The organism is Escherichia sp. E1130 (assembly GCF_005781065.1).
Taxonomy (GTDB): domain Bacteria; phylum Pseudomonadota; class Gammaproteobacteria; order Enterobacterales; family Enterobacteriaceae; genus Escherichia.
On the sequence record NZ_VATL01000027.1, the window covers coordinates 71,814 to 96,771 of the forward strand.

A 24,958-nucleotide genomic window follows, 5' to 3' on the forward strand; every position below is an offset into this window, starting at 1 on the left:
GATAACCGGGCCAACGGACTGCACAGTTAGCCGTTATTTGTCGAACAGATAATGGTTTACCAGATTTTCTAACTGCTCCTGGCGACCACTCTGATGCACCGGTGCAAGATTATGTTCCTGGGCATATTTTGCTAAATCCGCCAGTGACATTTGGCCTTTCAGAATTTGCTGGCCCAGTTCGCTATTCCAGCCGGAATAACGTTGCGCTACGCGTTTATCCAGCTCACCGTCTTCAATCATGCGTGCTGCAATTTTCAGCGCCAGTGCCATCGTATCCATCGCGCCAATATGACCGTAGAACAGGTCATATTTATCGGTGCTCTGACGACGTACTTTGGCATCGAAGTTCAAACCACCGGTGGTAAAACCGCCCGCTTTGAGAATTTCATACATCACCAGCGCATTTTCTTCCACGCTGTTCGGGAACTGGTCGGTATCCCAGCCCAACTGCGCGTCACCACGGTTAGCATCGACAGAACCGAACAGACCAAGCGCAATGGCGGTGGCAATTTCATGGTGGAAAGAGTGCCCCGCCAACGTTGCATGGTTTGCTTCAATATTCAGTTTAATCTCTTTTTCCAGGCCAAACTGCTTCAGGAAGCCGTAGACCGTCGCGGCATCGTAATCATATTGATGTTTGGTCGGCTCTTGCGGTTTCGGTTCGATAAGCAGGGTACCCTGGAAACCGATTTTATGTTTATGCTCAACCACCATCTGCATAAAGCGGCCAATCTGTTCACGCTCCTGACGCAAATCGGTATTCAGCAGCGTTTCGTAACCTTCGCGACCGCCCCACAATACATAGTTTTCACCACCCAGTTTATGCGTCGCTTCCATCGCCGTAACGACTTGTGTTGCTGCCCAGCTGAAAACTTCCGGGTCGGGATTCGTAGCTGCGCCCGCACCATAACGTGGGTTAGTAAAGCAGTTAGCGGTTCCCCACAGCAGTTTCACGCCGCTCTCTTCTTGTTTACCTGCCAGCACATCGACCATTTGCGCAAAGTTATTGATGTACTCTTTTAACGATGCGCCTTCCGGGGAAACGTCCACATCGTGGAAGCAATAAAAAGGCACATGTAATTTGTGGAAAAACTCAAATGCGACATCTGCTTTACGCTTCGCCAATGCCAGCGCCTCGCCAGGTTGCTGCCAGGGACGGTTAAACGCGCCTACGCCAAACATATCCGCCCCGTTCCAGCAGAAGGTGTGCCAGTAGCAAGCAGCAAAACGCAAATGGTCTTCCATACGCTTACCCAACACCAATTCGTCGGGGTTGTAGTGACGGAATGCTAACGGGTTAGAGGATTTCGGGCCTTCATAACGAACGCGATCGAGCTGGTCAAAATAAGCTTGCATAATGAACTCCATAATCAGGTAATGCCGCGGGTAATGGATGATGTCGTAATATTGGGCACTCCCTTTAAGTTGCTCAATTATGTTATTTCACACTGCTATTGAGATAATTCACAAGTGTGCGCTCGCTCGCAAAATAAAATGGAATGATGAAATTGGGTAATTACTCGAAGAGAAAAATGCAACAAATTCGATTAACCAACAAAAATAAGATCTCGGTCATAAATCAAGAAATAAACGAAAAATCGTAATCGAAAGATAAAAATCTGTAATTGTTTTCCCCCATTTAGTTGCTAAAAATTGGTCACGTTTAACGCGGTGATTGTTACTTTTTAAAGCTACCCTCTAACAAAAGAAGGCCTCTGAACCATGAAAATAAAGAACATTTTACTCACCCTGTGCACCTCACTTCTGCTAACCAACGTTGCGGCACATGCTAAAGAAGTCAAAATTGGTATGGCTATTGATGATCTCCGTCTTGAGCGCTGGCAGAAAGACCGGGATATTTTCGTGAAAAAAGCTGAATCTCTCGGCGCAAAAGTATTTGTGCAGTCTGCAAATGGCAACGAAGAAACTCAAATGTCGCAGATTGAAAACATGATTAACCGGGGAGTCGATGTTCTTGTCATTATTCCGTATAACGGACAGGTATTAAGTAACGTTGTAAAAGAAGCAAAACAAGAAGGCATTAAAGTATTAGCTTACGACCGCATGATTAATGATGCTGATATCGACTTTTATATTTCTTTCGATAACGAAAAAGTGGGCGAACTACAAGCAAAAGCGCTGGTCGATATCGTCCCGCAAGGAAATTATTTCCTGATGGGCGGCTCTACGGTGGATAACAACGCTAAGCTTTTCCGCGCCGGGCAAATGAAAGTATTAAAACCTTACGTCGACTCCGGGAAAATTAAAGTCGTAGGCGACCAATGGGTTGATGGCTGGTTACCAGAAAACGCGCTGAAAATTATGGAAAACGCGTTGACCGCCAACAATAACAAAATTGACGCTGTTGTTGCTTCTAACGATGCTACTGCTGGCGGGGCTATTCAGGCATTAAGCGCGCAAGGTTTGTCAGGGAAAGTCGCCATTTCCGGTCAGGATGCGGATCTCGCCGGCATTAAACGTATTGCTGCGGGTACGCAAACCATGACGGTGTATAAACCGATTACTCTTCTGGCAAATACTGCCGCGGAAATTGCCGTTGAACTGGGTAACGATCAACAACCTAAAGCAGATACCACGCTGAATAATGGGCTGAAAGATGTTCCATCCCGCCTGCTGACACCTATTGATGTGAATAAAAACAACATCAAAGACACGGTGATTAAAGACGGTTTCCACAAGGAGAGCGAGCTTTAAGCGTTACGTCCCTGTCGACAACGGGGACGTGATTTCTCTCCATGCCGCATGAACTGATTGGCTTAGGTGGAGTCGTTATGTCTTATCTACTTGAAATGAAGAGCATTACCAAAACTTTCGGCAGCGTAAAGGCGATAGATAACGTCAGTTTACGGCTAAATGCTGGTGAGATCGTCTCACTTTGCGGTGAGAACGGTTCTGGTAAATCAACATTAATGAAAGTGCTATGCGGAATTTATCCCTTTGGCAGTTACGAAGGCGAAATTACTTTTGCTGGTGAAGTAATACAGGCAAGTCACATCCGCGATACCGAACGCAAAGGTATTGCCATCATTCACCAGGAATTAGCATTGGTGAAAGAGTTGACCGTGCTGGAAAATATCTTTCTTGGCAATGAGATAACCCACAATGGGGTCATGGATTATGACCTGATGACGCTACGCTGTCAGAAACTGTTAGCGCAAGTCAGCTTATCCATTTCACCAGATACCCGCGTGGGTGATTTAGGGCTTGGGCAACAACAACTCGTTGAAATTGCCAAGGCACTAAATAAACAGGTGCGTTTATTAATTCTCGATGAACCAACAGCCACATTAACTGAGCTGGAAACCACAGTTTTACTGGATATTATTCGCGATCTGCAACAACACGGCATCGCATGTATCTATATTTCTCACAAGCTCAACGAAGTCAAAGCGATTTCCGACACAATTTGTGTTATTCGCGACGGTCAGCACATAGGTACGCGTGATGCAGCCGGAATGAGCGAAGACGATATTATCACCATGATGGTTGGGCGAGAATTAACGGCACTGTACCCAAACGAACCACATACCACTGGCGATGAAATATTACGCATAGAACATCTGACGGCATGGCATCCGGTTAATCGTCATATTAAACGGGTTAACGATGTCTCGTTTTCCCTGAAACGTGGCGAAATACTGGGGATTGCTGGACTGGTCGGCGCTGGTCGCACCGAAACTATTCAATGCCTTTTTGGCGTTTGGCCCGGACAATGGGAAGGGAAAATCTATATTGATGGCAAACAAGTGGATATTCGTAATTGCCAGCACGCCATCGCCCAGGGTATTGCAATGGTGCCAGAAGATAGAAAGCGTGATGGCATCGTTCCGGTAATGGCAGTTGGTAAAAATATTACCCTCGCCGCACTCAGTAAATTTACCGGGGGTATTAGCCAGCTTGATGATGCCGCAGAGCAAAAATGTATTCTGGAATCAATCCAGCGACTCAAAGTGAAAACGTCGTCTCCGGAACTTGCTATTGGACGTTTAAGCGGCGGCAATCAACAAAAAGCGATCCTGGCACGCTGTCTGTTACTCAACCCGCGCATTCTCATTCTTGATGAACCTACCAGGGGTATCGATATTGGCGCGAAATACGAGATCTACAAATTAATTAACCAACTCGTCCAGCAGGGTATAGCCGTCATTGTCATCTCTTCTGAATTACCTGAAGTACTTGGTCTTAGCGATCGCGTACTGGTTATGCATGAAGGAAAACTAAAAGCCAACCTGATAAATCATAACCTGACTCAGGAGCAGGTGATGGAAGCCGCATTGAGGAGCGAACATCATGTCGAAAAGCAATCCGTCTGAAGTGAAATTAGCCGTACCGACATCCGGTGGCTTCTCTGTGCTGAAGTCACTGAATTTACAAGTCTTCGTGATGATTGCAGCAATCATCGCCATCATGCTGTTCTTTACCTGGACTACTGACGGCGCCTATTTAAGCGCCCGTAACGTCTCCAACTTGCTGCGCCAGACCGCGATTACCGGCATCCTTGCGGTAGGGATGGTGTTCGTCATAATTTCTGCCGAAATCGACCTCTCGGTCGGCTCGATGATGGGGCTATTAGGCGGCGTCGCCGCTATCTGCGACGTCTGGTTAGGCTGGCCTCTGCCGCTCACCATTATTGTGACGCTGGTTCTGGGCCTGCTTCTCGGCGCATGGAATGGTTGGTGGGTCGCGTACCGCAAAGTGCCTTCATTTATTGTCACTCTGGCGGGCATGTTGGCATTTCGCGGCATCCTCATTGGCATCACCAACGGTACGACGGTTTCCCCCACCAGCGCCGCGATGTCACAAATTGGACAGAGCTATCTACCCGCCAGCACCGGTTTCATTATTGGCGCGCTTGGCTTAATGGCTTTTGTCGGCTGGCAGTGGCGTGGAAGAATGCGCCGACAAGCTTTGGGTTTACAATCTCCGGCATCTACAGCGGTGGTCGGTCGCCAGGCTTTGACCGCCATCATCGTATTAGGCGCAATCTGGCTACTGAATGATTACCGTGGCGTTCCTACTCCTGTCCTGCTGCTGACGTTGCTGTTACTCGGCGGCATGTTTATGGCAACAAGGACAGCTTTCGGGCGGCGCATTTACGCTATTGGCGGCAATCTGGAAGCGGCGCGACTCTCCGGGATTAACGTAGAACGCACCAAACTTGTCGTGTTTGCTATCAACGGTTTGATGGTGGCCATCGCGGGGTTAATCCTCAGTTCACGGCTTGGTGCAGGCTCGCCTTCTGCCGGTAATATCGCCGAACTGGATGCCATTGCAGCCTGCGTGATTGGCGGCACCAGTCTGGCTGGCGGCGTAGGGAGTGTTGCGGGGGCTGTGATGGGGGCATTCATCATGGCTTCGCTGGATAACGGCATGAGTATGATGGATGTTCCGACCTTCTGGCAGTATATCGTCAAAGGTGCGATTCTGTTGCTGGCAGTATGGATGGACTCCGCAACCAAACGCCGTTCCTGATTTTGATAAAAATTTTCTCAAAACCGGTAACGTGTTGCCGGTTTTGAGTTTTTGCATGATTCAGCAGGAAAAGAACCATGTTTACTAAACGTCACCGAATCACATTACTGTTCAATGCTAATAAAGCCTATGACCGTCAAGTTGTAGAAGGTGTGGGGGAATATTTACAGGCGTCACAATCGGAATGGGATATTTTCATTGAAGAAGATTTCCGCGCCCGCATTGATAAAATCAAGGACTGGTTAGGAGATGGCGTTATTGCCGACTTTGACGATAAACAAATCGAGCAAGCGTTGGCTGATGTCGACGTCCCCATTGTCGGGGTTGGCGGCTCGTATCACCTGGCAGAAAGCTATCCGCCCGTACATTACATTGCCACTGATAACTATGCGCTGGTTGAAAGCGCATTTTTGCATTTAAAAGAAAAAGGCGTTAACCGCTTTGCTTTTTATGGTCTACCGGAGTCGAGTGGCAAAAGATGGGCAGCCGAACGCGAATATGCTTTTCGCCAGCTTGTTGCCGAAGAAAAGTACCGTGGTGTCGTTTATCAGGGACTGGAAACTGCGCCAGAAAACTGGCAGCATGCGCAAAACCGGTTGGCCGACTGGTTGCAAACGCTGCCACCGCAAACCGGGATTATTGCCGTTACTGACGCCCGGGCGCGGCATATTCTGCAAGTTTGCGAGCATCTGCATATTCCCGTACCGGAAAAATTATGCGTAATTGGCATCGATAACGAAGAGCTGACCCGCTATCTTTCTCGCGTCGCGCTTTCTTCGGTTGCCCAGGGCGCACGGCAAATGGGCTATCAGGCGGCAAAACTTCTGCATCGGTTGTTAGATAAAGAAGCGATGCCGTTGCAGCGGATTTTGGTCCCGCCAGTACGCGTCATTGAACGACGTTCTACGGATTACCGTTCGTTGACCGACCCGGCTGTTATTCAGGCCATGCATTACATCCGCAATCACGCCTGCAAAGGGATTAAAGTGGATCAGGTACTGGACGCTGTCGGCATATCACGCTCCAATCTTGAGAAGCGTTTTAAAGAAGAGGTGGGCGAAACCATACACGCAATGATTCATGCCGAGAAGCTGGAGAAAGCGCGCAGCCTGCTAATTTCAACAACCTTATCAATAAACGAGATATCGCAAATGTGCGGTTATCCATCGTTGCAATATTTCTACTCTGTATTTAAAAAAGCATATGACACAACGCCGAAAGAGTATCGCGATGTAAACAGCGAGGTCCTGCTGTAGCAGGAGGAGAAAAGCCGCCAGGCATGATAAGACGCGCCAGCGTCGCATCAGGTAACGCAGCACAACCACCTGATGCGAGCAAAAGCCTTATCCGACCAACAAGTCGGATAAGGCTCGAGGGAATACAATTACATATGCGCAGCGATTAACCGCTGGTTATCCTGGTACATCGCGAACAGGTAGTTGTTATAACTCTGTCCCTTCGTTGAATAACCTTTCAGCTTGTGAATCATCGCTGTGGCGGTGACTTCCTGATCAGCTTTACGCAATTGTGCACGTGATTTACGGAACGAAGCGTACGCCGGGTGCGTATTCAGGTTAGTGACATAGGCGCTCACCGATTCTTTGACAGAACTGAACTGTGAGTAGCCTTTCACTTTACCCGGTGCATTGGTACAACGCCCTTTCATGCACTTCATGCCAAACAGGTTGTTGTTGTTACGCGCCAGCTTCGACGTACCCCAACCACTTTCTGCCGCAGCCATCGTCGCCACCATACTGGTCGGGATAATGTCTACGCGTTCAAGCAGCGTATTCCACGGGATTTTTCGTGTATTACCAGACCACTTCACCTTATAGCGTTTGGCGATGTCTTTCAGACGCGCACGCTCTGCAGGCGACCATTGGCCCTGGTACTGTTTTGAAATCAGCCAGTTACGTTCCGCCGTAATGGCAGCATTTTGGCTGGTAATGTAAGGCATTACGGTCCGGAGAAACGCTTTTTTCCTTGGTGTTCCGGAAGGGTATTTTCGCAAATCAGGAAGTGAACTGCTCTTTGCACTATTGCGAGAATACTCTTGTTTACTGCTTACCTGTTTATTACTAGCTTTGGTTATGTGGGACTTTTGACTCGCTGTTGTCGTGTGCGTTTTCGCTAACACCTCACTCGAAAACATCAGAGTGAGTAACATAAGAATCATCGCCCCATATCGTCGTATGGGAGTCAAAATCATCAGTTCTCCTGGTCGGATTTAATCATTCCAACACCTTATATTTTTCACAAATTTGAGAGTTGAATCTCAAATCATATCAAAAATAGCTGTCAAGAGCACCCCAAGGAATAGTCCAAATCTGAAACTATGTCACGTGTTAACCGTTCAGATTGGCGCTAAATCGCAGAAAATGTGGGGTTTATCGCAAAAAATAAGCTTAAATCTCAGGTGAAATACTCCCCCTTTCGTCTCATCCTGCCGCAATCCTCATCAGGGAGGAGTTTTACCAGTATTATCACTGGCAAACTGGTGAAATTCGCAGCAACAAGGACTCATCCGTTATGAAACTTGCCGCCTGTTTTCTGATACTCCTGCCCAGTGTTGCCATTGCCGCCAACTGGACATCTCAGGGATTTCCAACCTTTGCTGAACAAAGTGCAGGAACATTTGTTAGTCATGCCCAGCTGACCAAAGGTACGCGACCGCTGACGCTAAATTTTAACCAACAATGCTGGCAGCCTGCGGATGCGATAAAACTCAATCAGATGCTTTCTCTCAAACCTTGCGACAGCACGCCCCCTCAGTGGCGATTGTTCAGGAACGGTGAATATACGCTGCAAATAGATACCCGCTCCGGCACACCAACGTTGATGATTTCGGTCCAGAACACCACCGAACCGGTAGCGAACCTGGCTCGTGAATGCCCCAAATGGGATGGAAAACCACTGACGCTTAATGTCAGCGGCACTTTCCCGGAAGGTACGGTAGTCCGGGATTATTACAGCCAGCAAATCGCGACGGTGAAGAACGGCCAAATAACGTTACAACCTGCCGCCACCAGTAACGGCTTGCTACTGCTGGAACGGGCAGAAACCGCCACATCCGCCCCCTTCAACTGGCATAACGCCACGATTTATTTTGTACTAACAGACCGTTTCGAAAACGGCGATCCCAGCAATGACCAGAGCTACGGACGTCATAAAGACGGCATGGAGGAAATTGGCACTTTCCACGGCGGTGATTTACGCGGCCTGACCAACAAACTGGATTATCTCCAGCAGCTGGGCGTCAATGCTTTATGGATAAGCGCCCCATTTGAGCAAATTCACGGCTGGGTCGGCGGCGGTACAAAAGGCGATTTCCCACATTATGCCTACCACGGATATTACACACAGGACTGGACGAATCTTGATGCCAATATGGGCAACGAAGCCGATCTACGGACGCTGGTTGATAGCGCGCACCAGCGCGGTATCCGCATTATTTTTGATGTGGTGATGAACCACACCGGCTATGCCACGCTGGCGGATATGCAGGAGTATCAGTTTGGCGCGTTATACCTTTCAGGTGACGAAGTGAAAAAAACGCTGGGTGAACGCTGGAGCGACTGGAAACCTACCGCCGGGCAAACCTGGCATAGCTTTAACGATTACATTAATTTCAGCGACAAAACAGGTTGGGATAAATGGTGGGGGAAAAATTGGATCCGTACCGATATCGGCGATTACGACAATCCTGGATTCGACGATCTCACCATGTCGCTAGCCTTTTTGCCGGATATCAAAACCGAATCAACTACCGCTTCTGGTCTGCCGGTATTCTATAAAAACAAACCGGATACCCACGCCAAAGCCATTGACGGCTATACGCCGCGCGATTACTTAACCCACTGGTTAAGCCAATGGGTCCGCGACTACGGTATTGATGGTTTTCGGGTCGATACCGCCAAACATGTTGAGTTGCCCGCCTGGCAGCAACTGAAAACTCAGGCCAGCGCCGCACTTCGCGAATGGAAAAAAGCTAACCCCGAGAAAGCATTAGATGACAAACCTTTCTGGATGACCGGCGAGGCCTGGGGCCATGGTGTAATGCAAAGCGACTACTATCGCCACGGATTCGACGCGATGATCAATTTTGATTATCAGGAACAGGCGGCGAAAGCGGTCGATTGCCTGGCGCAGATGGATACCACCTGGCAGCAAATGGCCGAGAAATTGCAAGATTTCAATGTGTTGAGCTATCTCTCCTCGCATGATACCCGCTTGTTCCGCGAAGGGGGCGGCAAAGCAGCAGAGTTATTGTTACTCGCGCCAGGTGCAGTGCAAATCTTTTACGGTGATGAATCCTTACGTCCGTTCGGTCCCACCGGTTCTGATCCCCTACAAGGCACACGTTCTGATATGAACTGGCAGGATATCAGTGGTAAATCTGCCGCCAGCGTCGCGCACTGGCAGCGCATCAGTCAGTTCCGCGCACGGCATCCAGCCATTGGCGCAGGCAAACAAACGGCGCTTTCGCTGAAACAGGGCTACGGATTTGTCCGTGAACACGGCGACGATAAAGTAATGGTCGTCTGGGCGGGGCAACAGCAACTTTTCCGGCTTCCCGTGCGGCAGTACGTCGGGAAGCCACCCAGACTAAAATACCATCCTAACCGAAAACCACAGCATAAAGTGTCAATCCACCGTCAACAGCGTGATTTGCACCCTGGCAAATGTAGCGTTATTGTTACCTTCCTTGCTACAGAGTTCGACAGATATCCCGCTATGACATTCTCCCTTTTTGGTGACAAATTTACCCGCCACTCCGGCATTACGCTGCTGATGGAAGATCTGAACGACGGTTTACGCACCCCCGGCGCGATTATGCTTGGCGGCGGCAATCCGGCGCAGATCCCGGAAATGCAGGACTACTTCCAGACACTGCTAACCGACATGCTGGAAAGCGGTAAAGCAATGGATGCGCTGTGCAATTACGATGGGCCACAGGGGAAAACGGAGCTGCTGTCTCTGCTTGCCGGTATGTTACGCGAGAAGCTGGGTTGGGATATCGAACCACAGAATATTGCACTAACAAACGGTAGCCAGAGCGCGTTTTTCTACTTATTTAACCTGTTTGCCGGACGCCGTGCCGATGGCCGGATCAAAAAAGTGCTGTTCCCGTTGGCACCGGAATACATTGGCTACGCGGATGCCGGGCTGGAAGAGGATCTGTTTGTTTCTACGCGTCCGAATATCGAACTACTGCCAGAGGGCCAGTTTAAATATCACGTCGATTTCGAACATCTGCGCATTGGCGAAGAGACGGGGATGATTTGCGTCTCGCGACCGACGAACCCAACAGGTAATGTGATAACCGATGAAGAGTTGCTGAAGCTGGATGCGCTGGCGAATCAGCACGGGATCCCGCTGGTGATTGATAACGCCTATGGCGTCCCGTTCCCGGGCATCATCTTTAGCGAAGCGCGCCCGCTGTGGAATCCGAATATCGTGCTATGCATGAGCCTTTCCAAGCTGGGTCTGCCAGGTTCGCGCTGCGGCATTATCATCGCCAATGAAAAAATCATCACCGCCATCACCAATATGAACGGCATTATCAGCCTCGCGCCTGGCGGCATTGGTCCGGCGATAATGTGTGAAATGATTAAGCGTAACGATCTACTGCGCCTGTCAGAAACGGTCATCAAGCCGTTCTATTACCAGCGTGTTCAGGAGACTATCGCTATCATTCGCCGCTATTTACCGGAAGATCGCTGCCTGATTCATAAACCAGAAGGGGCAATATTCCTCTGGTTATGGTTTAAGGATTTGCCGATTACCACCGAGCAGCTCTATCAGCGCCTGAAAGCGCGCGGCGTGCTGATGGTGCCGGGCCACAACTTCTTCCCAGGGCTGGATAAACCGTGGCCGCATACACATCAATGTATGCGCATGAACTACGTACCAGAGCCGGAGAAAATTGAGGCGGGTGTGAAGATTCTGGCGGAAGAGATTGAACGCGCCTGGGCTGAAAGCCATTAAAAATTGCCTGATGCGCTGCGCTTATCAGACCTACATAATTTCTGCAATCAATTGAATTTGTAGGTCGGATAAGGCGTTTACGCCGCATCCGGCATAAACAAAGCGCACAATTCCGGCGTTGAATAACGCCGGAAAAACGTTTCAAACAGGCTGCTGCTGTAGCCGCTGACGCTGGATTTTCTCGACATCCATACATTGCAACGCCTGTGTCGGGCAGGCTTCAACACAGGCCGGTCCCGTCGCCCGATGCCAGCACAGATCGCACTTAATCGCCCTCGCCTTTTTGCGCGCCGAAACCACCTCCATCGCACCAAACGGGCAAGCCAGCATACAGCTTTTACAGCCAATACAACGTGATTGTTCAACAAAGATATGCCCATGTTCGCGGCGAATCGCCTCCACAGGGCAGACATTCGCACACGGAGCATCTTCACACTGATGACAGGCTACTGCAGTGGTCCAGGTATGGTCTTTGATGACTCGAATTCGCGAAATAAACTCGCCCGGCGACAACGCAGAGCAATCCTGATTTTCCTGATGCGACACCGCGCAAGCCACTTCACAGGTACGGCAACCGATACATTTCGTCGCATCCGCAATAATAAACCGGTTCATGATCACTCCTTTGCACTAAAACAGCAGAGTGCCAGAGAGCGCCCCTCTACTGCTTTGATCCAACGAAGGAAATGTTAAAGTTTTGTCACCTGTCTAAAGCGTTATGTGATTGCACTCTGGTCGTCTCTGACAGTAAATCCCAGTTCATTAGAGATGGCCTGAGCGGTTTCACGCAGTGGTTTCAGAAGATTCTTCTCCCCTACCTGTTTCAACCGTGATGTCGAAAGCGAAATCGACACGGCATACGGCACCCGTCGATGAATATCAAATACCGGAACAGCAATACAGGAGACACCGAGCTCATTTTCTTCTCTGTCCATCGCTACTCCGCTTTCACGAATGTGCGCCAGTTCGTCGAACATCGCAGGTAACTCGGTAATGGTATTGCGGGTTAACGGCTGGATTTCATTCTGATGGCTTTCCCAGTACGACTTCACGTAGTCCGGGTGACCAAACGCCATGTAGACCTTGCCCATTGCGGAACAGTAGAGTGGCATATGCTGACCAATATAGGCGCGAGTACGCAGCATACCCGTGGTGGGTTCCAGTTTATAAATCAAAATAGCGTGATCATCTTCGCGACTGGAGAAATTAATGGTTTCGCCGGTGGCGATGTTGAGCGTCTCAAGATGCGGGGCTGCGATATGAATGATATTCAGCGAAGACAAGGCCTTTTGACCGACGGCAATAAATTTGGTGGTCAGGCGGTAACTCCCTGCGGCAGGCGCGGTGGTCACATAGCCACAGGACTGTAATCCCTGCAATAAACGATGGACGGTACTTTTGTTTAAACCTGCCAGTTCTGAGAGATGCGCCAGTGGGCAACCGTTTGGATAGTTACTCAAAATCTCAATCAGCATCAACCCACGAAACAGGCTCTGACTTCCGGCTGGACGCTCTTTTTCCTGTGCCATCTCGTTCTCATTTTTTCCCATCGCTTTTTCCCCATTTTGTCGCGTCCTGATGGTAGCGCAAAGTGTGTCGTAGTTCACGATCTCGACAGATAATTTATAACATTTTGATTTATATGATTTTTGAAAATCATGGCGCGGATTGCTTTGTTAAAAAGCGATCGATATATTTGAAATCAAATTTCGCATAGTGGAATTTTAAGCTAAAAAAGCGTTCAAAAAAACAAGGAAGCCAGGGATGAAAGTGACATTTGAGCAGTTAAAAGCGGCCTTTAATCAGGTCTTAATTTCACGTGGCGTTGACAGCGAAACTGCCGATGCCTGCGCGGAAATGTTCGCCCGCACCACCGAGTCCGGCGTTTATTCCCACGGTGTAAATCGTTTCCCCCGTTTCATTCAACAACTGGATAACGGCGATATCATTCCTGACGCCCACCCCAAACGCGTGACCAGCCTCGGTGCGATTGAGCAGTGGGACGCTCAGCGCTCAATCGGCAACCTGACGGCGAAAAAGATGATGGATCGCGCCATCGAACTGGCTGCCAGTCACGGAATTGGCCTGGTGGCGTTACGTAACGCCAATCACTGGATGCGCGGCGGCAGCTACGGTTGGCAGGCGGCGGAAAAAGGCTATATTGGCATTTGCTGGACCAACTCCATCGCCGTGATGCCGCCGTGGGGCGCAAAAGAGTGTCGCATCGGCACTAACCCGCTGATCGTAGCCATTCCTTCCTCACCCATTACGATGGTCGATATGTCGATGTCGATGTTTTCCTACGGCATGTTAGAAGTTAACCGCCTGGCAGGTCGTCAGCTCCCGGTAGATGGTGGCTTTGATGATGAGGGCAATTTGACCAAAGAACCTGGCGTTATCGAGAAAAATCGCCGCATTTTGCCGATGGGCTACTGGAAAGGTTCGGGCATGTCGATTGTGCTGGATATGATCGCTACTCTCCTTTCTGATGGCGCATCGGTTGCTGAAGTCACCGAGGATAACAGCGACGAATACGGTGTTTCACAAATCTTTATTGCCATTGAAGTGGATAAATTGATCGACGGCGCCACCCGCGACGCCAAGCTGCAACGCATCATGGATTACGTTACCACCGCCGAACGCGCTGACGAAAACCAGGCTATTCGTTTACCCGGACACGAATTTACTACTTTGCTGGCAGAAAACCGCCGTAACGGTATTACCGTTGACGACAGCGTATGGGCAAAAATTCAGGCGTTATAAGGAGATAGACCATGATATCTGGACATATCACGCAGCCTAATCCGTGCCGTTTACCCGCTGCCATTGAAAAGGCGCTCGATTTTCTGCGCGCTACCGACTTCAACGCCCAGGAACCGGGCGTTGTCGAAATCGACGGCAAGAATATTTTTGCGCAAATTATCGACTTAACGACGCGCCAGGTGGAGGAAAATCGCCCAGAAGTACATCGTCGCTATATTGATATTCAATATCTGGCATGGGGCGAAGAGAAAATCGGCATTGCTATTGATACCGGAAATAATAAAGTCAGCGAATCCCTATTAGAACAGCGCGATATTATTTTTTATCACCATTGTGAAAAAGAATCATTTATTCAAATGACGCCCGGCAGTTACGCTATTTTCTTCCCTCAGGATGTTCATCGACCAGGTTGTATTCTGGAAGCAGCCTCTGAGATACGAAAAGTTGTGGTTAAGGTCGCATTAACGGCGCTGGATTAACCGAAGACTCTTCTACGCCAGAACGACAAGGTAATGTCATTGCGCTAAATATATATACCCTAAATATTTCAAATCGCATCACATGCAATCTGAAGTATGACGGGTATAGCCTAAAGGAATAGCTATGAAGAAAATACTTGAAGCAATACTGGCGATTAATCTCGCCGTGCTCTCCTGTATTGTGTTTGTAAATATTATTTTAAGATATGGTTTTCAGACAAGTATTTTATCTGTAGATGAATTATCGCGTTATTTATTTGTCTGGTTAACATTTATTGGCGCAATTGTGGCTTTTATGGATAACGCCCACGTTCAGGTCACCTTTCTGGTAGAGAAACTCTCTCCCGCATGGCAGCGACGAGTCGCTCTGGTCACCCATTCCTTAATCTTATTTATTTGTGGTGCACTGGCCTGGGGCGCAACGCTAAAAACAATTCAGGACTGGAGCGATTATTCACCGATCCTCGGCTTACCCATCGGCCTGATGTATGCCGCTTGCCTGCCCACCAGCCTTGTTATCGCTTTCTTTGAACTGCGTCATTTATATCAACTCATCTCGCGCAGCGATTCTGTTACGCCGCCACCGCAAGGAGCTTAATCATGGCTGTGCTGATTTTTCTGGGCTGCCTGTTGGGTGGCATTGCTATCGGTTTGCCTATTGCCTGGGCACTTTTGTTATGTGGCGCAGCGTTAATGTTCTGGCTGGAGATGTTTGATGTCCAGATCATGGCACAAACGCTGGTGAACGGAGCCGACAGTTTCTCCCTGCTGGCGATACCATTCTTTGTGCTGGCGGGTGAAATCATGAATGCGGGCGGCTTGTCAAAACGCATTGTTGACCTGCCGATGAAACTGGTTGGGCATAAACCTGGCGGGTTGGGCTACGTGGGTGTTCTGGCGGCAATGATTATGGCAAGTCTTTCCGGTTCTGCCGTTGCGGATACCGCCGCCGTTGCCGCGCTATTAGTGCCGATGATGCGCAGCGCCAACTACCCGGTCAACCGGGCCGCGGGGCTAATTGCCTCAGGCGGGATTATCGCTCCCATTATTCCACCTTCCATTCCATTTATTATTTTTGGCGTTTCCAGTGGTTTGTCCATCAGCAAACTGTTTATGGCAGGAATTGCCCCAGGCATTATGATGGGCGCAACGCTGATGCTCACCTGGTGGTGGCAGGCCAGTCGTCTTAATTTACCCCGCCAGCAAAAAGCGACAATGCAGGAAATCTGGCACTCTTTTGTCTCCGGTATCTGGGCGCTGTTTCTTCCGGTCATCATTATTGGGGGTTTTCGCTCCGGTCTGTTTACCCCTACCGAAGCCGGGGCCGTTGCTGCTTTCTATGCGTTGTTTGTCGCCACAGTTATTTACCGTGAAATGACCTTCGCCACACTTTGGCATGTGCTAATTGGCGCGGCGAAAACGACCTCTGTGGTCATGTTTCTGGTGGCCTCGGCACAAGTTTCCGCCTGGCTGATTACCATTGCTGAACTGCCGATGATGGTTTCTGATTTACTGCAACCGTTGGTCGATTCACCACGTTTGTTGTTTATCGTGATTATGCTGGCAATTTTGATCGTCGGCATGGTTATGGATTTAACACCAACCGTGTTAATTCTCACTCCGGTATTAATGCCTTTAGTTAAAGAGGCTGGCATTGATCCGATTTATTTCGGTGTCATGTTTATCATCAACTGTTCAATCGGCTTAATTACACCCCCCATCGGTAATGTACTTAACGTTATTTCAGGTGTGGCGAGATTAAAATTTGATGATGCAGTCAGAGGCGTTTTCCCTTACGTATTGGTTTTATATTCTTTATTAGCCGCATTTATTTTTATTCCCGATCTCATCATCCTCCCTTCGAAATGGATTAATTAAAAGGAAAATATTATGAAATTACGCTCTGTAACCTACGCATTATTCATTGCTGGCCTGGCTGCATTCAGTACATCTTCACTGGCGGCGCAATCATTACGTTTCGGTTATGAAACCTCACAAACCGATTCACAACATATTGCGGCGAAAAAATTCAATGAATTATTACAGGAGAGAACCAAAGGCGAACTGAAATTAAAACTGTTCCCGGACAGCACTCTCGGTAACGCACAGGCGATGATTAGCGGCGTGCGCGGCGGCACTATTGATATGGAGATGTCCGGCTCGAATAACTTCGCCGGGTTGTCGCCGGTGATGAACCTGCTCGACGTTCCTTTCCTGTTCCGCGACACCGCCCATGCGCATAAAACGCTTGATGGTAAAGTCGGTGATGACCTGAAAGCCTCCCTTGAAGGTAAAGGACTGAAAGTACTGGCCTACTGGGAAAACGGCTGGCGCGATGTCACCAACTCGCGCGCACCGGTTAAAACGCCTGCCGACCTGAAAGGGCTGAAAATCCGCACCAACAATAGCCCGATGAATATCGCAGCATTCAAAGTCTTTGGCGCTAACCCGATCCCGATGCCGTTTGCCGAAGTCTATACCGGGCTGGAAACCCGCACCATCGACGCCCAGGAGCATCCGATCAACGTCGTCTGGTCGGCAAAATTTTATGAAGTGCAGAAGTATCTTTCTCTGACACACCACGCCTATTCACCGCTTCTGGTGGTAATCAACAAAGCGAAGTTTGATGGCTTAAGCCCGGAGTTCCAGCAAGTGCTTATCTCATCCGCGCAAGAAGCGGGTAATTACCAGCGCAAACTAGTCGCCGAAAATCAGCAAAAAATCATCGACGGCATGAAAGACGCGGGCGTAGAAGTCATCACCGATCTCGATCGCAAAGCCTTTAGCGATGCGCTGGGGAACCAGGTTCGCGACATGTTTGTTAAAGATGTTCCGCAGGGCGCCGATCTGCTGAAAGCCGTGGATGAGGTGCAATAAACCATGACGCAATACTGGCTGGGGTTAGATTGTGGCGGTAGCTGGCTGAAAGCCGGGCTGTATGACCGCGAAGGCCGGGAGGCAGGCGTGCAGCGCCTGCCGCTATGCGCATTAAGCCCGCAGCCAGGCTGGGCAGAGCGCGATATGGCAGAACTGTGGCAATGCTGCACTGCTGTCATTCGCGCCCTGCTTACCCATTCCGGCGTCAGCGGGGAACAAATTGTTGGCATCGGTATCTCCGCTCAGGGAAAAGGTTTGTTTTTACTGGATAAAAACGACAAGCCGCTCGGTAATGCTATTTTGTCTTCGGATCGCCGGGCGATGGAAATCGTTCGTCGCTGGCAGGAAGATGGCATCCCGGAAAAACTCTACCCATTGACCCGACAAACCTTGTGGACCGGGCATCCGGTGTCATTGTTACGCTGGTTGAAAGCGCACGAACCGGAACGCTACACGCAAATTGGCTGCGTGATGATGACGCACGACTACCTGCGCTGGTGTTTAACTGGCGTGAAAGGCTGCGAAGAGAGCAATATTTCCGAGTCCAATCTTTACAACATGAGTCTTGGGGAATATGACCCGTGTCTCACCGACTGGCTGGGGATCGGTGAAATCAACCCCGCCCTGCCGCCTGTTGTGGGATCTGCCGAAATCTGCGGGGAAATCACCGCTCAGACAGCAGCACTGACAGGTCTGCAAGCGGGTACGCCCGTTGTCGGCGGCCTGTTTGATGTGGTTTCTACCGCACTCTGCGCCGGGATCGAAGACGAATTTACCCTCAATGCGGTGATGGGCACCTGGGCGGTGACCAGCGGCATAACCAGCGGTCTACGTGACGGTGAAGCGCATCCGTATGTCTATGGTCGCTACGTTAACGATGGTGAATTTATCGTGCACGAAGCCAGCCCTACTTCTTCCGGCAACCTCGAATGGTTTACCGCACAGTGGGGAGAAATCTCGTTTGCAGAGATCAACCAGGCGGTTGCCAGCTTGCCGAAAGCCGGTGGCGATCTCTTTTTCTTGCCGTTCCTGTACGGCAGCAACGCCGGACTTGAGATGACCAGCGGTTTCTACGGGATGCAGGCCATTCATACCCGCGCGCACCTGTTGCAGGCCATCTATGAAGGGGTGGTGTTCAGCCATATGACCCATCTCAACCGGATGCGCGAACGTTTTACTGATGTTCACACCCTGCGCGTGACTGGCGGTCCGGCGCACTCCGATGTCTGGATGCAAATGCTGGCGGACGTCAGCGGTCTGCGTATCGAGCTGCCGCAGGTGGAAGAAACCGGCTGTTTTGGCGCGGCGCTTGCCGCCCGCGTCGGCACCGGGGTTTATCGCAATTTCAGCGAAGCCCAACGTGACTTACAGCACCCGGTACGCACCCTGCTGCCGGATATGACCGCGCATCAACTTTACCAACAAAAATATCAACGCTATCAGCATCTCATTGCTGCACTTCAGGGTTATCACGCCCGCATTAAGGAGCACACATTATGAGCCGACCACTTCTGCAACTGGCCCTCGACCACTCATCACTTGAAGCCGCGCAGCGCGACGTTACGCTGTTAAAAGACAGCGTCGATATTGTTGAAGCGGGTACCATTCTCTGCTTAAACGAAGGGCTTGGCGCGGTGAAAGCCTTGCGCGAACAGTGCCCGGACAAAATCATCGTTGCTGACTGGAAGGTCGCCGACGCTGGTGAAACACTCGCGCAACAGGCTTTTGGCGCAGGCGCTAACTGGATGACCATCATCTGCGCCGCGCCGCTCGCCACGGTAGAAAAAGGCCACGCGATGGCGCAACGCTGCGGCGGTGAAATCCAGATAGAGCTGTTTGGTAACTGGACACTGGACGACGCCCGTGACTGGCATCGTATTGGCGTGCGGCAGGCCATTTATCATCGTGGTCGTGACGCGCAGGCCAGCGGGCAACAGTGGGGCGAGGCCGATCTGGCGCGCATGAAAGCGCTTTCCGATATCGGCCTTGAGCTTTCCATTACTGGCGGGATTACCCCTGCTGACCTGCCGCTGTTTAAAGATATCCGCGTGAAGGCGTTTATTGCCGGGCGGGCGCTGGCGGGAGCAGCAAATCCGGCGCAGGTGGCTGGCGATTTCCATGCGCAAATCGATGCTATCTGGGGAGGCGCGCGTGCGTAATCATCCGTTAGGGATTTATGAAAAAGCGCTGGCGAAAGATCTCTCCTGGCCGGAGCGGCTGGTGCTGGCAAAAAGCTGCGGCTTTGATTTTGTCGAAATGTCAGTGGATGAAACCGACGAACGGCTTTCACGTCTTGACTGGAGCGCCGCACAACGTGCCTCACTGGTCACCGCGATGATCGAAACGGGCGTTGCTATTCCGTCAATGTGTCTGTCTGCCCATCGCCGTTTTCCTTTTGGCAGCCGGGACGAGGCGGTGCGCGAACGGGCGCGGGAAATCATGAGTAAAGCGATTCGCCTGGCGCGCGATCTCGGCATTCGCACCATTCAACTGGCTGGTTACGACGTCTATTACGAAGACCATGACGACGGCACGCAGCAACGTTTTGCTGAAGGGCTGGCGTGGGCGGTAGAACAGGCGGCGGCATCACAAGTAATGCTGGCGGTGGAGATTATGGATACCGCGTTTATGAACTCCATCAGCAAATGGAAAAAATGGGACGAGATGCTCGCCTCGCCGTGGTTTACCGTCTACCCGGACGTCGGCAATCTTAGCGCCTGGGGCAATGATGTTCCCGCCGAACTGAAGCTGGGCATTGACCGTATTGCCGCAATCCACCTGAAAGACACTCAACCCGTTACCGAGCAAAGCCCCGGACAGTTCCGCGACGTGCCGTTTGGCGAAGGCTGCGTCGATTTCGTTGGCATCTTCAAAACGCTGCATGAGCTGAACTATCGCGGATCATTTCTGATTGAGATGTGGACCGAAAAAGCCAACGAGCCGGTACTGGAGATTATTCAGGCACGGCGGTGGATTGAAGCGCGTATGCAGGAGGCCGGATTTCTATGTTAGAGCAACTGAAAGCCGACGTGCTGGCGGCGAATCTGGCGCTTCCCGCTCACCATCTGGTGACATTCACCTGGGGCAATGTCAGCGCGGTAGACAACACGCGGCAATGGATGGTAATCAAGCCTTCCGGCGTCGAGTACGACGTGATGACCGCCGATGATATGGTGGTGGTTGAGATAGCCAGCGGCAAGGTGGTGGAAGGCAGCAAAAAGCCCTCGTCCGACACACCAACGCATCTGGCGCTCTACCGTCGCTATGCCGAAATCGGTGGCATTGTGCATACCCACTCGCGCCACGCCACTATCTGGTCACAGGCCGGGCTGGATCTCCCCGCCTGGGGCACCACACACGCCGATTATTTTTATGGTGCAATCCCCTGCACACGCCAGATGACCGCAGAGGAGATCAACGGCGAGTATGAATACCAGACCGGCAAAGTGATCATTGAAACTTTCGAAGAACGTGGCAGGAGTCCGGCACAAATTCCGGCGGTACTGGTGCATTCTCACGGTCCGTTCGCATGGGGTAAAAACGCCGCCGATGCGGTGCATAATGCCGTAGTGCTGGAAGAATGCGCCTATATGGGCCTGTTCTCACGCCAGCTCGCGCCGCAGCTTCCTGCCATGCAAAACGAACTCTTAGATAAGCACTACCTGCGTAAGCATGGGGCCAATGCTTATTACGGGCAATAATCTCTCACGCCGGGGCTTCATCGCCCCGGTACTATGAATTGATATACTCCCGATTACATTGCGCACAAAAATCAGAAACGTTTAACGCAGGCGATTATAGTTACCGACCAGTTCATTATAAGCTTGTAATGATTTCGGATATGAGTCTTCGACCATCCAGCTTGTGTTTGCGTCCTGAAGTTTCTTTTTATCCCAGTCAGAATACGGGACTTTATCTCTGATACGACGAACATATTTTTTAGATGCAATTTGATATCGGTCTGCTGCCCCTGTGAAGAGAGAATTCATACTGTCTTTACTCACTTCTTTGGCTTGCGCCACCAGCGTTTCAAGTTCAGCCACTTTCTTCATTGCCGCTTCTGCATCAAACTTCTCTTGCGATATCAGGTTATTAATTTGTTTCGCTGAAATCATGGCAGCCAGAGAGTAGTAGTGGAATGTTTTCCCTTCTCTTTGTTCAATATTTTTCAGTTCTACAAGCTGACGCTTATCATTAATTTCCTGAATTGCCGCATGATAAGATTCTGCTACAGGTTCAAAGGCTTCAAGATTTTTTAAGAATGTCTGGTGCAGCGTTTTCCCTTTGGCAAACGCATCGTCTTTATAATTTTCCTGGGTGTAATATTTGTCCATTTCATTAATAGTATTCCCCAGCGCGACTGCGGTATTAATATAATTCAACGCCACGCCATCAATAGGTTGCAGCTCAGGCGTTAACGCCACAACACTTTTCACGCCTTTTTCACACTCAGAAAGACTGGATTCACTAATGCCGTAGATGCCATAAACATGACTCTCTTTACCCGTTGGTCCCTGTTTAAAATCTTTCAGCCAGTCAGCATAACGCGCCAGACTGCGCTGTACAGGGATCTGTAACTTGTTGTAGCACTTGATATAGACATCCATTTTTTCATCGAAAACCGCTTGTTCATCCACCTCCGGTTGCGCAGGCGTTTCAGGTTTAGCTTCTGCTTTTGCAACGGGAGCTTCAGTAGGTTTCGCTTCAGGGGCTGGTGCGGCAGGTTGACTATTGGCGGGCGGGGGAGTTTCTGTTTCAGTTTTTTTATCATCACATCCGGTGATACCGAGGGCCATTATAGCGATAATAATAGCTGAAGATAATAAATTCCTTTTCATTTAATTGCCTTATAAATATATAGATAAGAGAGTGAATATAATAAAGGAAAAAAGAAAATGTCACTACGCGTGTTTTGTTTATAAATAAATCTATAATATCCACAAAATGAATGAGTCCTGTAATTTAATCTCTAAATCACAGGACTCATTTTAATTAACGGCACAACCCTGGCGAGAGGGAGTGTCATCTCCCCCCCGCCATTAATCACGCACTACATCCCGTAGCGTTCGGCAATAGCGGCATGCTTCTCTTCATTCGCCCCGGCTTCTTTGGCAAGACGCCACCAGCACAACGGATGTTCCCAGTCAGCGGTCAATTCGTGCAAGGTCTTGTCGATATCACCTTTAGAAACTGAACGCGGCGCACTGATAACAAAGTAGAATGCGGGAAGTGGCTGCGCATCTTCACCCTGATGACTATCGGTTAACGTATAGTCATCATTACTGTTGCTCCAGTAGTACCAGTTTCGTTCGCGGAGCGCCTCACGGAAGGCATTAAACTGTTCTTCACCAGGCATGACACCTTCGCAGAACCAGGACTCGCCGTATTCGGTCGGAATAATGGTTTGCAGGCAGGCATAAAGTGGCGTGAAATTCTTCTGCTCTTCCTCATCCTCTGGTCGGGAGTTCAACATTTCTGCATCGAATACCACAACTTCATCAACATGTTGCGGATAATCGGTCCGGTAAGTTGGCTCAATGATCCTTGCTGTTACCGGCCCAATACGTTGAGCATAGTAATAGCGGTATTCATAATTTTCCCGGAAGCGGATGTTTAACAGCCCCCATTTTTCGTCAATAAAACCTTCGCCTTCCGTGAGTTCGATTTCCAGTTCAGCAGCAATAGCACGAACCAAATCCCATTGTTGCAGGATGCTGGCGGTCGCCATGATATCCCACTGGAGATTTCGAATATCTTCTTCACGGCTAATCATCAGTTGCTGCAATTGCTGTAAATAATCCAGTTGTCGATCCCAGGCTTCCTGTTTTTGTGCTGCCCAGGAGCACATGCGATAAACGCCAACCCACTCACGCCCTTTTTCGTGTTGCAGCAACTGTTGCCCAATCGACTCCAGTTCACTCCAGTCTTCCTGTTGGTTAATCACCCGCGCACGGAACCACAGCGCCATATGTAGCAGACCCGCCTGTTCATACAGCTTCGCCAGGTACTCGATCGCTTGCTGATCGCCACGGTTAAGCAAGAGATCCAGTAGATCGAAGCAAAGGCCGTTATCTTCCTGAAGGTGACTTTCAACGTGGCGTTGCAAAAGTTCGATCGACTCATTAATCGCATTACAGGCGTTTAACGCATTGACCAGTTTGCCCAGCAATTCCGCATCATCTGGCGTGTTCAGATAAGCGCGACGGAATGTTTCGACGTCTTTTTCGGGGTCGGGCTGCGTTTCTTCATCGCTATTTTCAGGTACTTCTACAACCGGACGAGCAAGCAACTCCGCTTCTTTGGCGGCAATTTTTTCGCTAAGTTCGAGAAACTCGCGATCAACGCCCAGTAACGAGCGTAATTTTGGCATGTGCCGCTGGGCCAGTTTCATCGCCATTTTGGCAATCCAGACGGATTCGCGCTCCAGCGCCAGGGTAATTTGCAGTTTCGCCAGATCAACCGCTTTGCGGTGCGCCCCGGCCTGCGAACGATGTTCCAATATTTGTTGGATGATGCGCGCCAACTGCCAGCTGTTTCTTTGTGGATGACGGGGAAGTAACACGGTGATTATCTTCACCCACATGCCCCACGAATAGGGGGTCAGATCTGACCAACGAGGCAATTCCTCCCAGACCTCTTCGTCCTGCCCACATAACGCCATGATGTACAGTTTTTTGAGGTGATAACTGATGCGATCACGTCCCCAGTAATCGTTCTCTTTTGCCAGTTCATCAATTAATTTACGTGCTTCATCGTAACGTTGCAGTTCAATCAAAATATCGGCACGGGTATTCAATAATGCTTCAATATCATCATCACCGGATGCTTTAACCGCGTCGATTTGCCGATCCAGGTACGCCAGTGCCTCTTCTGCCCTTTTGGAATCTATCAGTGCGCTGGCATATTCGGTGGACAAACATTGAAAACAGCTCCAGGTCGGATCAATGCGCGCGATGGTTTCCTCACACACCGCCATGCGTTCATTCGCCCAGCCAGGTGCATCAATATTTTCGTAGCAGGCTGATAAATCCTGGGTAACGCAAATGGACTGCGGGCAATCTTTCGCCTCTTCCCGATGCGCTTTTTCAAACAGCGCTACCACGTCTGGCAGCACCTTTTCACCTTCTTCATAGTTAGTCAGGCGATGACGCATTTCCCAGTGACCAATAAATATTTCCAGCCACGGATTTTTGGCTACTTGATTCAGTGCTTTCATTTCCGGCAATAGCGAATCGCATTTTTCTATTTGCAGGTGCAAAACACTTTCTGAAAAATCATCAATAAGCTGCGGAATATATTCTTGCCCGGCATCGCGCAACTCCTGACTATATTTGTTGTACCACTCCCATGTATCCATT

20 protein-coding genes and 1 pseudogene are annotated in these 24,958 nt (G+C 49.9%); 15 read left to right on the forward strand and 6 right to left on the reverse strand.

Annotated features, from left to right (window positions below; genetic code table 11):
- Positions 1 to 33 precede the first annotated feature (33 nt).
- Positions 34 to 1,356, reverse strand: coding sequence for a xylose isomerase (gene xylA / locus FEK66_RS21500; RefSeq protein ID WP_064527882.1), 1,323 nt, complete (start codon positions 1,354 to 1,356; stop codon positions 34 to 36).
- Positions 1,357 to 1,722: 366 nt separating this feature from the next.
- Here xylA and xylF point away from each other — a divergent pair, with 366 nt between their 5' ends.
- The 4 genes from xylF (at position 1,723) to xylR (ending at position 6,749) form a co-directional block, all read left to right on the forward strand.
- The gene (gene xylF / locus FEK66_RS21505; RefSeq protein WP_135495349.1) at positions 1,723 to 2,715 is read left to right on the forward strand and encodes a D-xylose ABC transporter substrate-binding protein; all 993 of its coding nucleotides are present in this window, start codon (positions 1,723 to 1,725) and stop codon (positions 2,713 to 2,715) included.
- Positions 2,716 to 2,792: 77 nt separating this feature from the next.
- Positions 2,793 to 4,334, forward strand: a complete 1,542-nt coding sequence (gene xylG / locus FEK66_RS21510) for a D-xylose ABC transporter ATP-binding protein (protein WP_135495350.1) — start codon at positions 2,793 to 2,795, stop codon at positions 4,332 to 4,334.
- Positions 4,312 to 5,493, forward strand: a complete 1,182-nt coding sequence (gene xylH, locus FEK66_RS21515) for a xylose ABC transporter permease XylH (protein ID WP_130210036.1) — start codon at positions 4,312 to 4,314, stop codon at positions 5,491 to 5,493. The genes xylG and xylH overlap by 23 nt, the downstream gene beginning before the upstream one ends.
- Before the next feature lie 77 nt (positions 5,494 to 5,570).
- Entirely contained in the window at positions 5,571 to 6,749 is a 1,179-nt protein-coding gene (xylR, locus tag FEK66_RS21520) for a D-xylose utilization transcriptional activator XylR (protein WP_130210034.1), read from the forward strand.
- A 128-nt stretch (positions 6,750 to 6,877) separates the two neighbouring features.
- Here xylR and FEK66_RS21525 read toward each other — a convergent pair whose 3' ends face one another.
- Positions 6,878 to 7,702: a protein bax gene (locus tag FEK66_RS21525; protein WP_032337158.1), complete on the reverse strand. Its 825-nt coding sequence runs from the start codon at positions 7,700 to 7,702 to the stop codon at positions 6,878 to 6,880.
- Positions 7,703 to 8,022: 320 nt separating this feature from the next.
- Between FEK66_RS21525 and malS the strand changes: the two are divergent.
- Together malS and avtA are read left to right on the forward strand one after the other, a co-directional pair.
- Positions 8,023 to 10,050 (forward strand): annotated as a pseudogene (gene malS, locus FEK66_RS21530) (alpha-amylase); the annotation flags it as partial.
- Positions 10,051 to 10,227: 177 nt separating this feature from the next.
- Entirely contained in the window at positions 10,228 to 11,481 is a 1,254-nt protein-coding gene (gene avtA / locus FEK66_RS21535) for a valine--pyruvate transaminase (RefSeq protein ID WP_135495362.1), read from the forward strand.
- Between the two features lie 141 nt (positions 11,482 to 11,622).
- Here the strand turns inward: avtA and FEK66_RS21540 are convergent, their stop codons facing one another.
- Both FEK66_RS21540 and yiaJ read right to left on the reverse strand, forming a co-directional pair.
- A complete protein-coding gene (locus tag FEK66_RS21540; protein ID WP_130210026.1) occupies positions 11,623 to 12,096 on the reverse strand; it encodes a 4Fe-4S binding protein in 474 nt (157 codons plus the stop codon).
- A gap of 101 nt (positions 12,097 to 12,197) precedes the next feature.
- Positions 12,198 to 13,031 carry an IclR family transcriptional regulator YiaJ gene (gene yiaJ, locus FEK66_RS21545; RefSeq protein ID WP_130260105.1) on the reverse strand — a complete coding sequence of 278 codons (834 nt, stop codon included), beginning with the start codon at positions 13,029 to 13,031 and terminating at the stop codon, positions 12,198 to 12,200.
- 214 nt (positions 13,032 to 13,245) lie between these two features.
- Between yiaJ and yiaK the strand changes: the two genes are divergently transcribed.
- The 9 genes from yiaK to araD all read left to right on the forward strand — a co-directional run bounded on the left by yiaK (position 13,246) and on the right by araD (position 21,301).
- Entirely contained in the window at positions 13,246 to 14,244 is a 999-nt protein-coding gene (gene yiaK, locus FEK66_RS21550) for a 3-dehydro-L-gulonate 2-dehydrogenase (RefSeq protein WP_135495351.1), read from the forward strand.
- A gap of 11 nt (positions 14,245 to 14,255) precedes the next feature.
- Positions 14,256 to 14,723 carry a YhcH/YjgK/YiaL family protein gene (locus FEK66_RS21555; protein WP_135408272.1) on the forward strand — a complete coding sequence of 156 codons (468 nt, stop codon included), beginning with the start codon at positions 14,256 to 14,258 and terminating at the stop codon, positions 14,721 to 14,723.
- Positions 14,724 to 14,847: 124 nt separating this feature from the next.
- The gene (gene yiaM / locus FEK66_RS21560; RefSeq protein ID WP_130210018.1) at positions 14,848 to 15,321 is read left to right on the forward strand and encodes a 2,3-diketo-L-gulonate TRAP transporter small permease YiaM; all 474 of its coding nucleotides are present in this window, start codon (positions 14,848 to 14,850) and stop codon (positions 15,319 to 15,321) included.
- A 2-nt stretch (positions 15,322 to 15,323) separates the two neighbouring features.
- Complete coding sequence (gene yiaN, locus FEK66_RS21565; protein ID WP_130258798.1) at positions 15,324 to 16,601, forward strand: 2,3-diketo-L-gulonate TRAP transporter large permease YiaN; 1,278 nt, start codon at positions 15,324 to 15,326, stop codon at positions 16,599 to 16,601.
- Between the two features lie 12 nt (positions 16,602 to 16,613).
- On the forward strand, positions 16,614 to 17,600 hold the full coding sequence (yiaO, locus tag FEK66_RS21570; RefSeq protein ID WP_130258797.1) for a 2,3-diketo-L-gulonate TRAP transporter substrate-binding protein YiaO: 987 nt from the start codon (positions 16,614 to 16,616) through the stop codon (positions 17,598 to 17,600).
- A 3-nt stretch (positions 17,601 to 17,603) separates the two neighbouring features.
- The gene (gene lyxK / locus FEK66_RS21575) at positions 17,604 to 19,100 is read left to right on the forward strand and encodes an L-xylulokinase (RefSeq protein WP_135495352.1); all 1,497 of its coding nucleotides are present in this window, start codon (positions 17,604 to 17,606) and stop codon (positions 19,098 to 19,100) included.
- A complete protein-coding gene (gene ulaD, locus FEK66_RS21580; protein WP_000089481.1) occupies positions 19,097 to 19,759 on the forward strand; it encodes a 3-keto-L-gulonate-6-phosphate decarboxylase UlaD in 663 nt (220 codons plus the stop codon). The genes lyxK and ulaD overlap by 4 nt, the downstream gene beginning before the upstream one ends.
- Positions 19,752 to 20,612, forward strand: coding sequence for an L-ribulose-5-phosphate 3-epimerase (locus tag FEK66_RS21585; protein WP_130260099.1), 861 nt, complete (start codon positions 19,752 to 19,754; stop codon positions 20,610 to 20,612). The genes ulaD and FEK66_RS21585 overlap by 8 nt, the downstream gene beginning before the upstream one ends.
- Positions 20,606 to 21,301, forward strand: coding sequence for an L-ribulose-5-phosphate 4-epimerase (gene araD, locus FEK66_RS21590; protein ID WP_135408284.1), 696 nt, complete (start codon positions 20,606 to 20,608; stop codon positions 21,299 to 21,301). The genes FEK66_RS21585 and araD overlap by 7 nt, the downstream gene beginning before the upstream one ends.
- An 81-nt stretch (positions 21,302 to 21,382) precedes the next feature.
- Here araD and FEK66_RS21595 read toward each other — a convergent pair whose 3' ends face one another.
- The gene (locus FEK66_RS21595) at positions 21,383 to 22,438 is read right to left on the reverse strand and encodes a YiiG family protein (protein WP_135495353.1); all 1,056 of its coding nucleotides are present in this window, start codon (positions 22,436 to 22,438) and stop codon (positions 21,383 to 21,385) included.
- A gap of 212 nt (positions 22,439 to 22,650) precedes the next feature.
- Positions 22,651 to 24,957: a tetratricopeptide repeat protein gene (locus FEK66_RS21600; RefSeq protein ID WP_135495354.1), complete on the reverse strand. Its 2,307-nt coding sequence runs from the start codon at positions 24,955 to 24,957 to the stop codon at positions 22,651 to 22,653.
- Position 24,958: the final 1 nt, after the last annotated feature.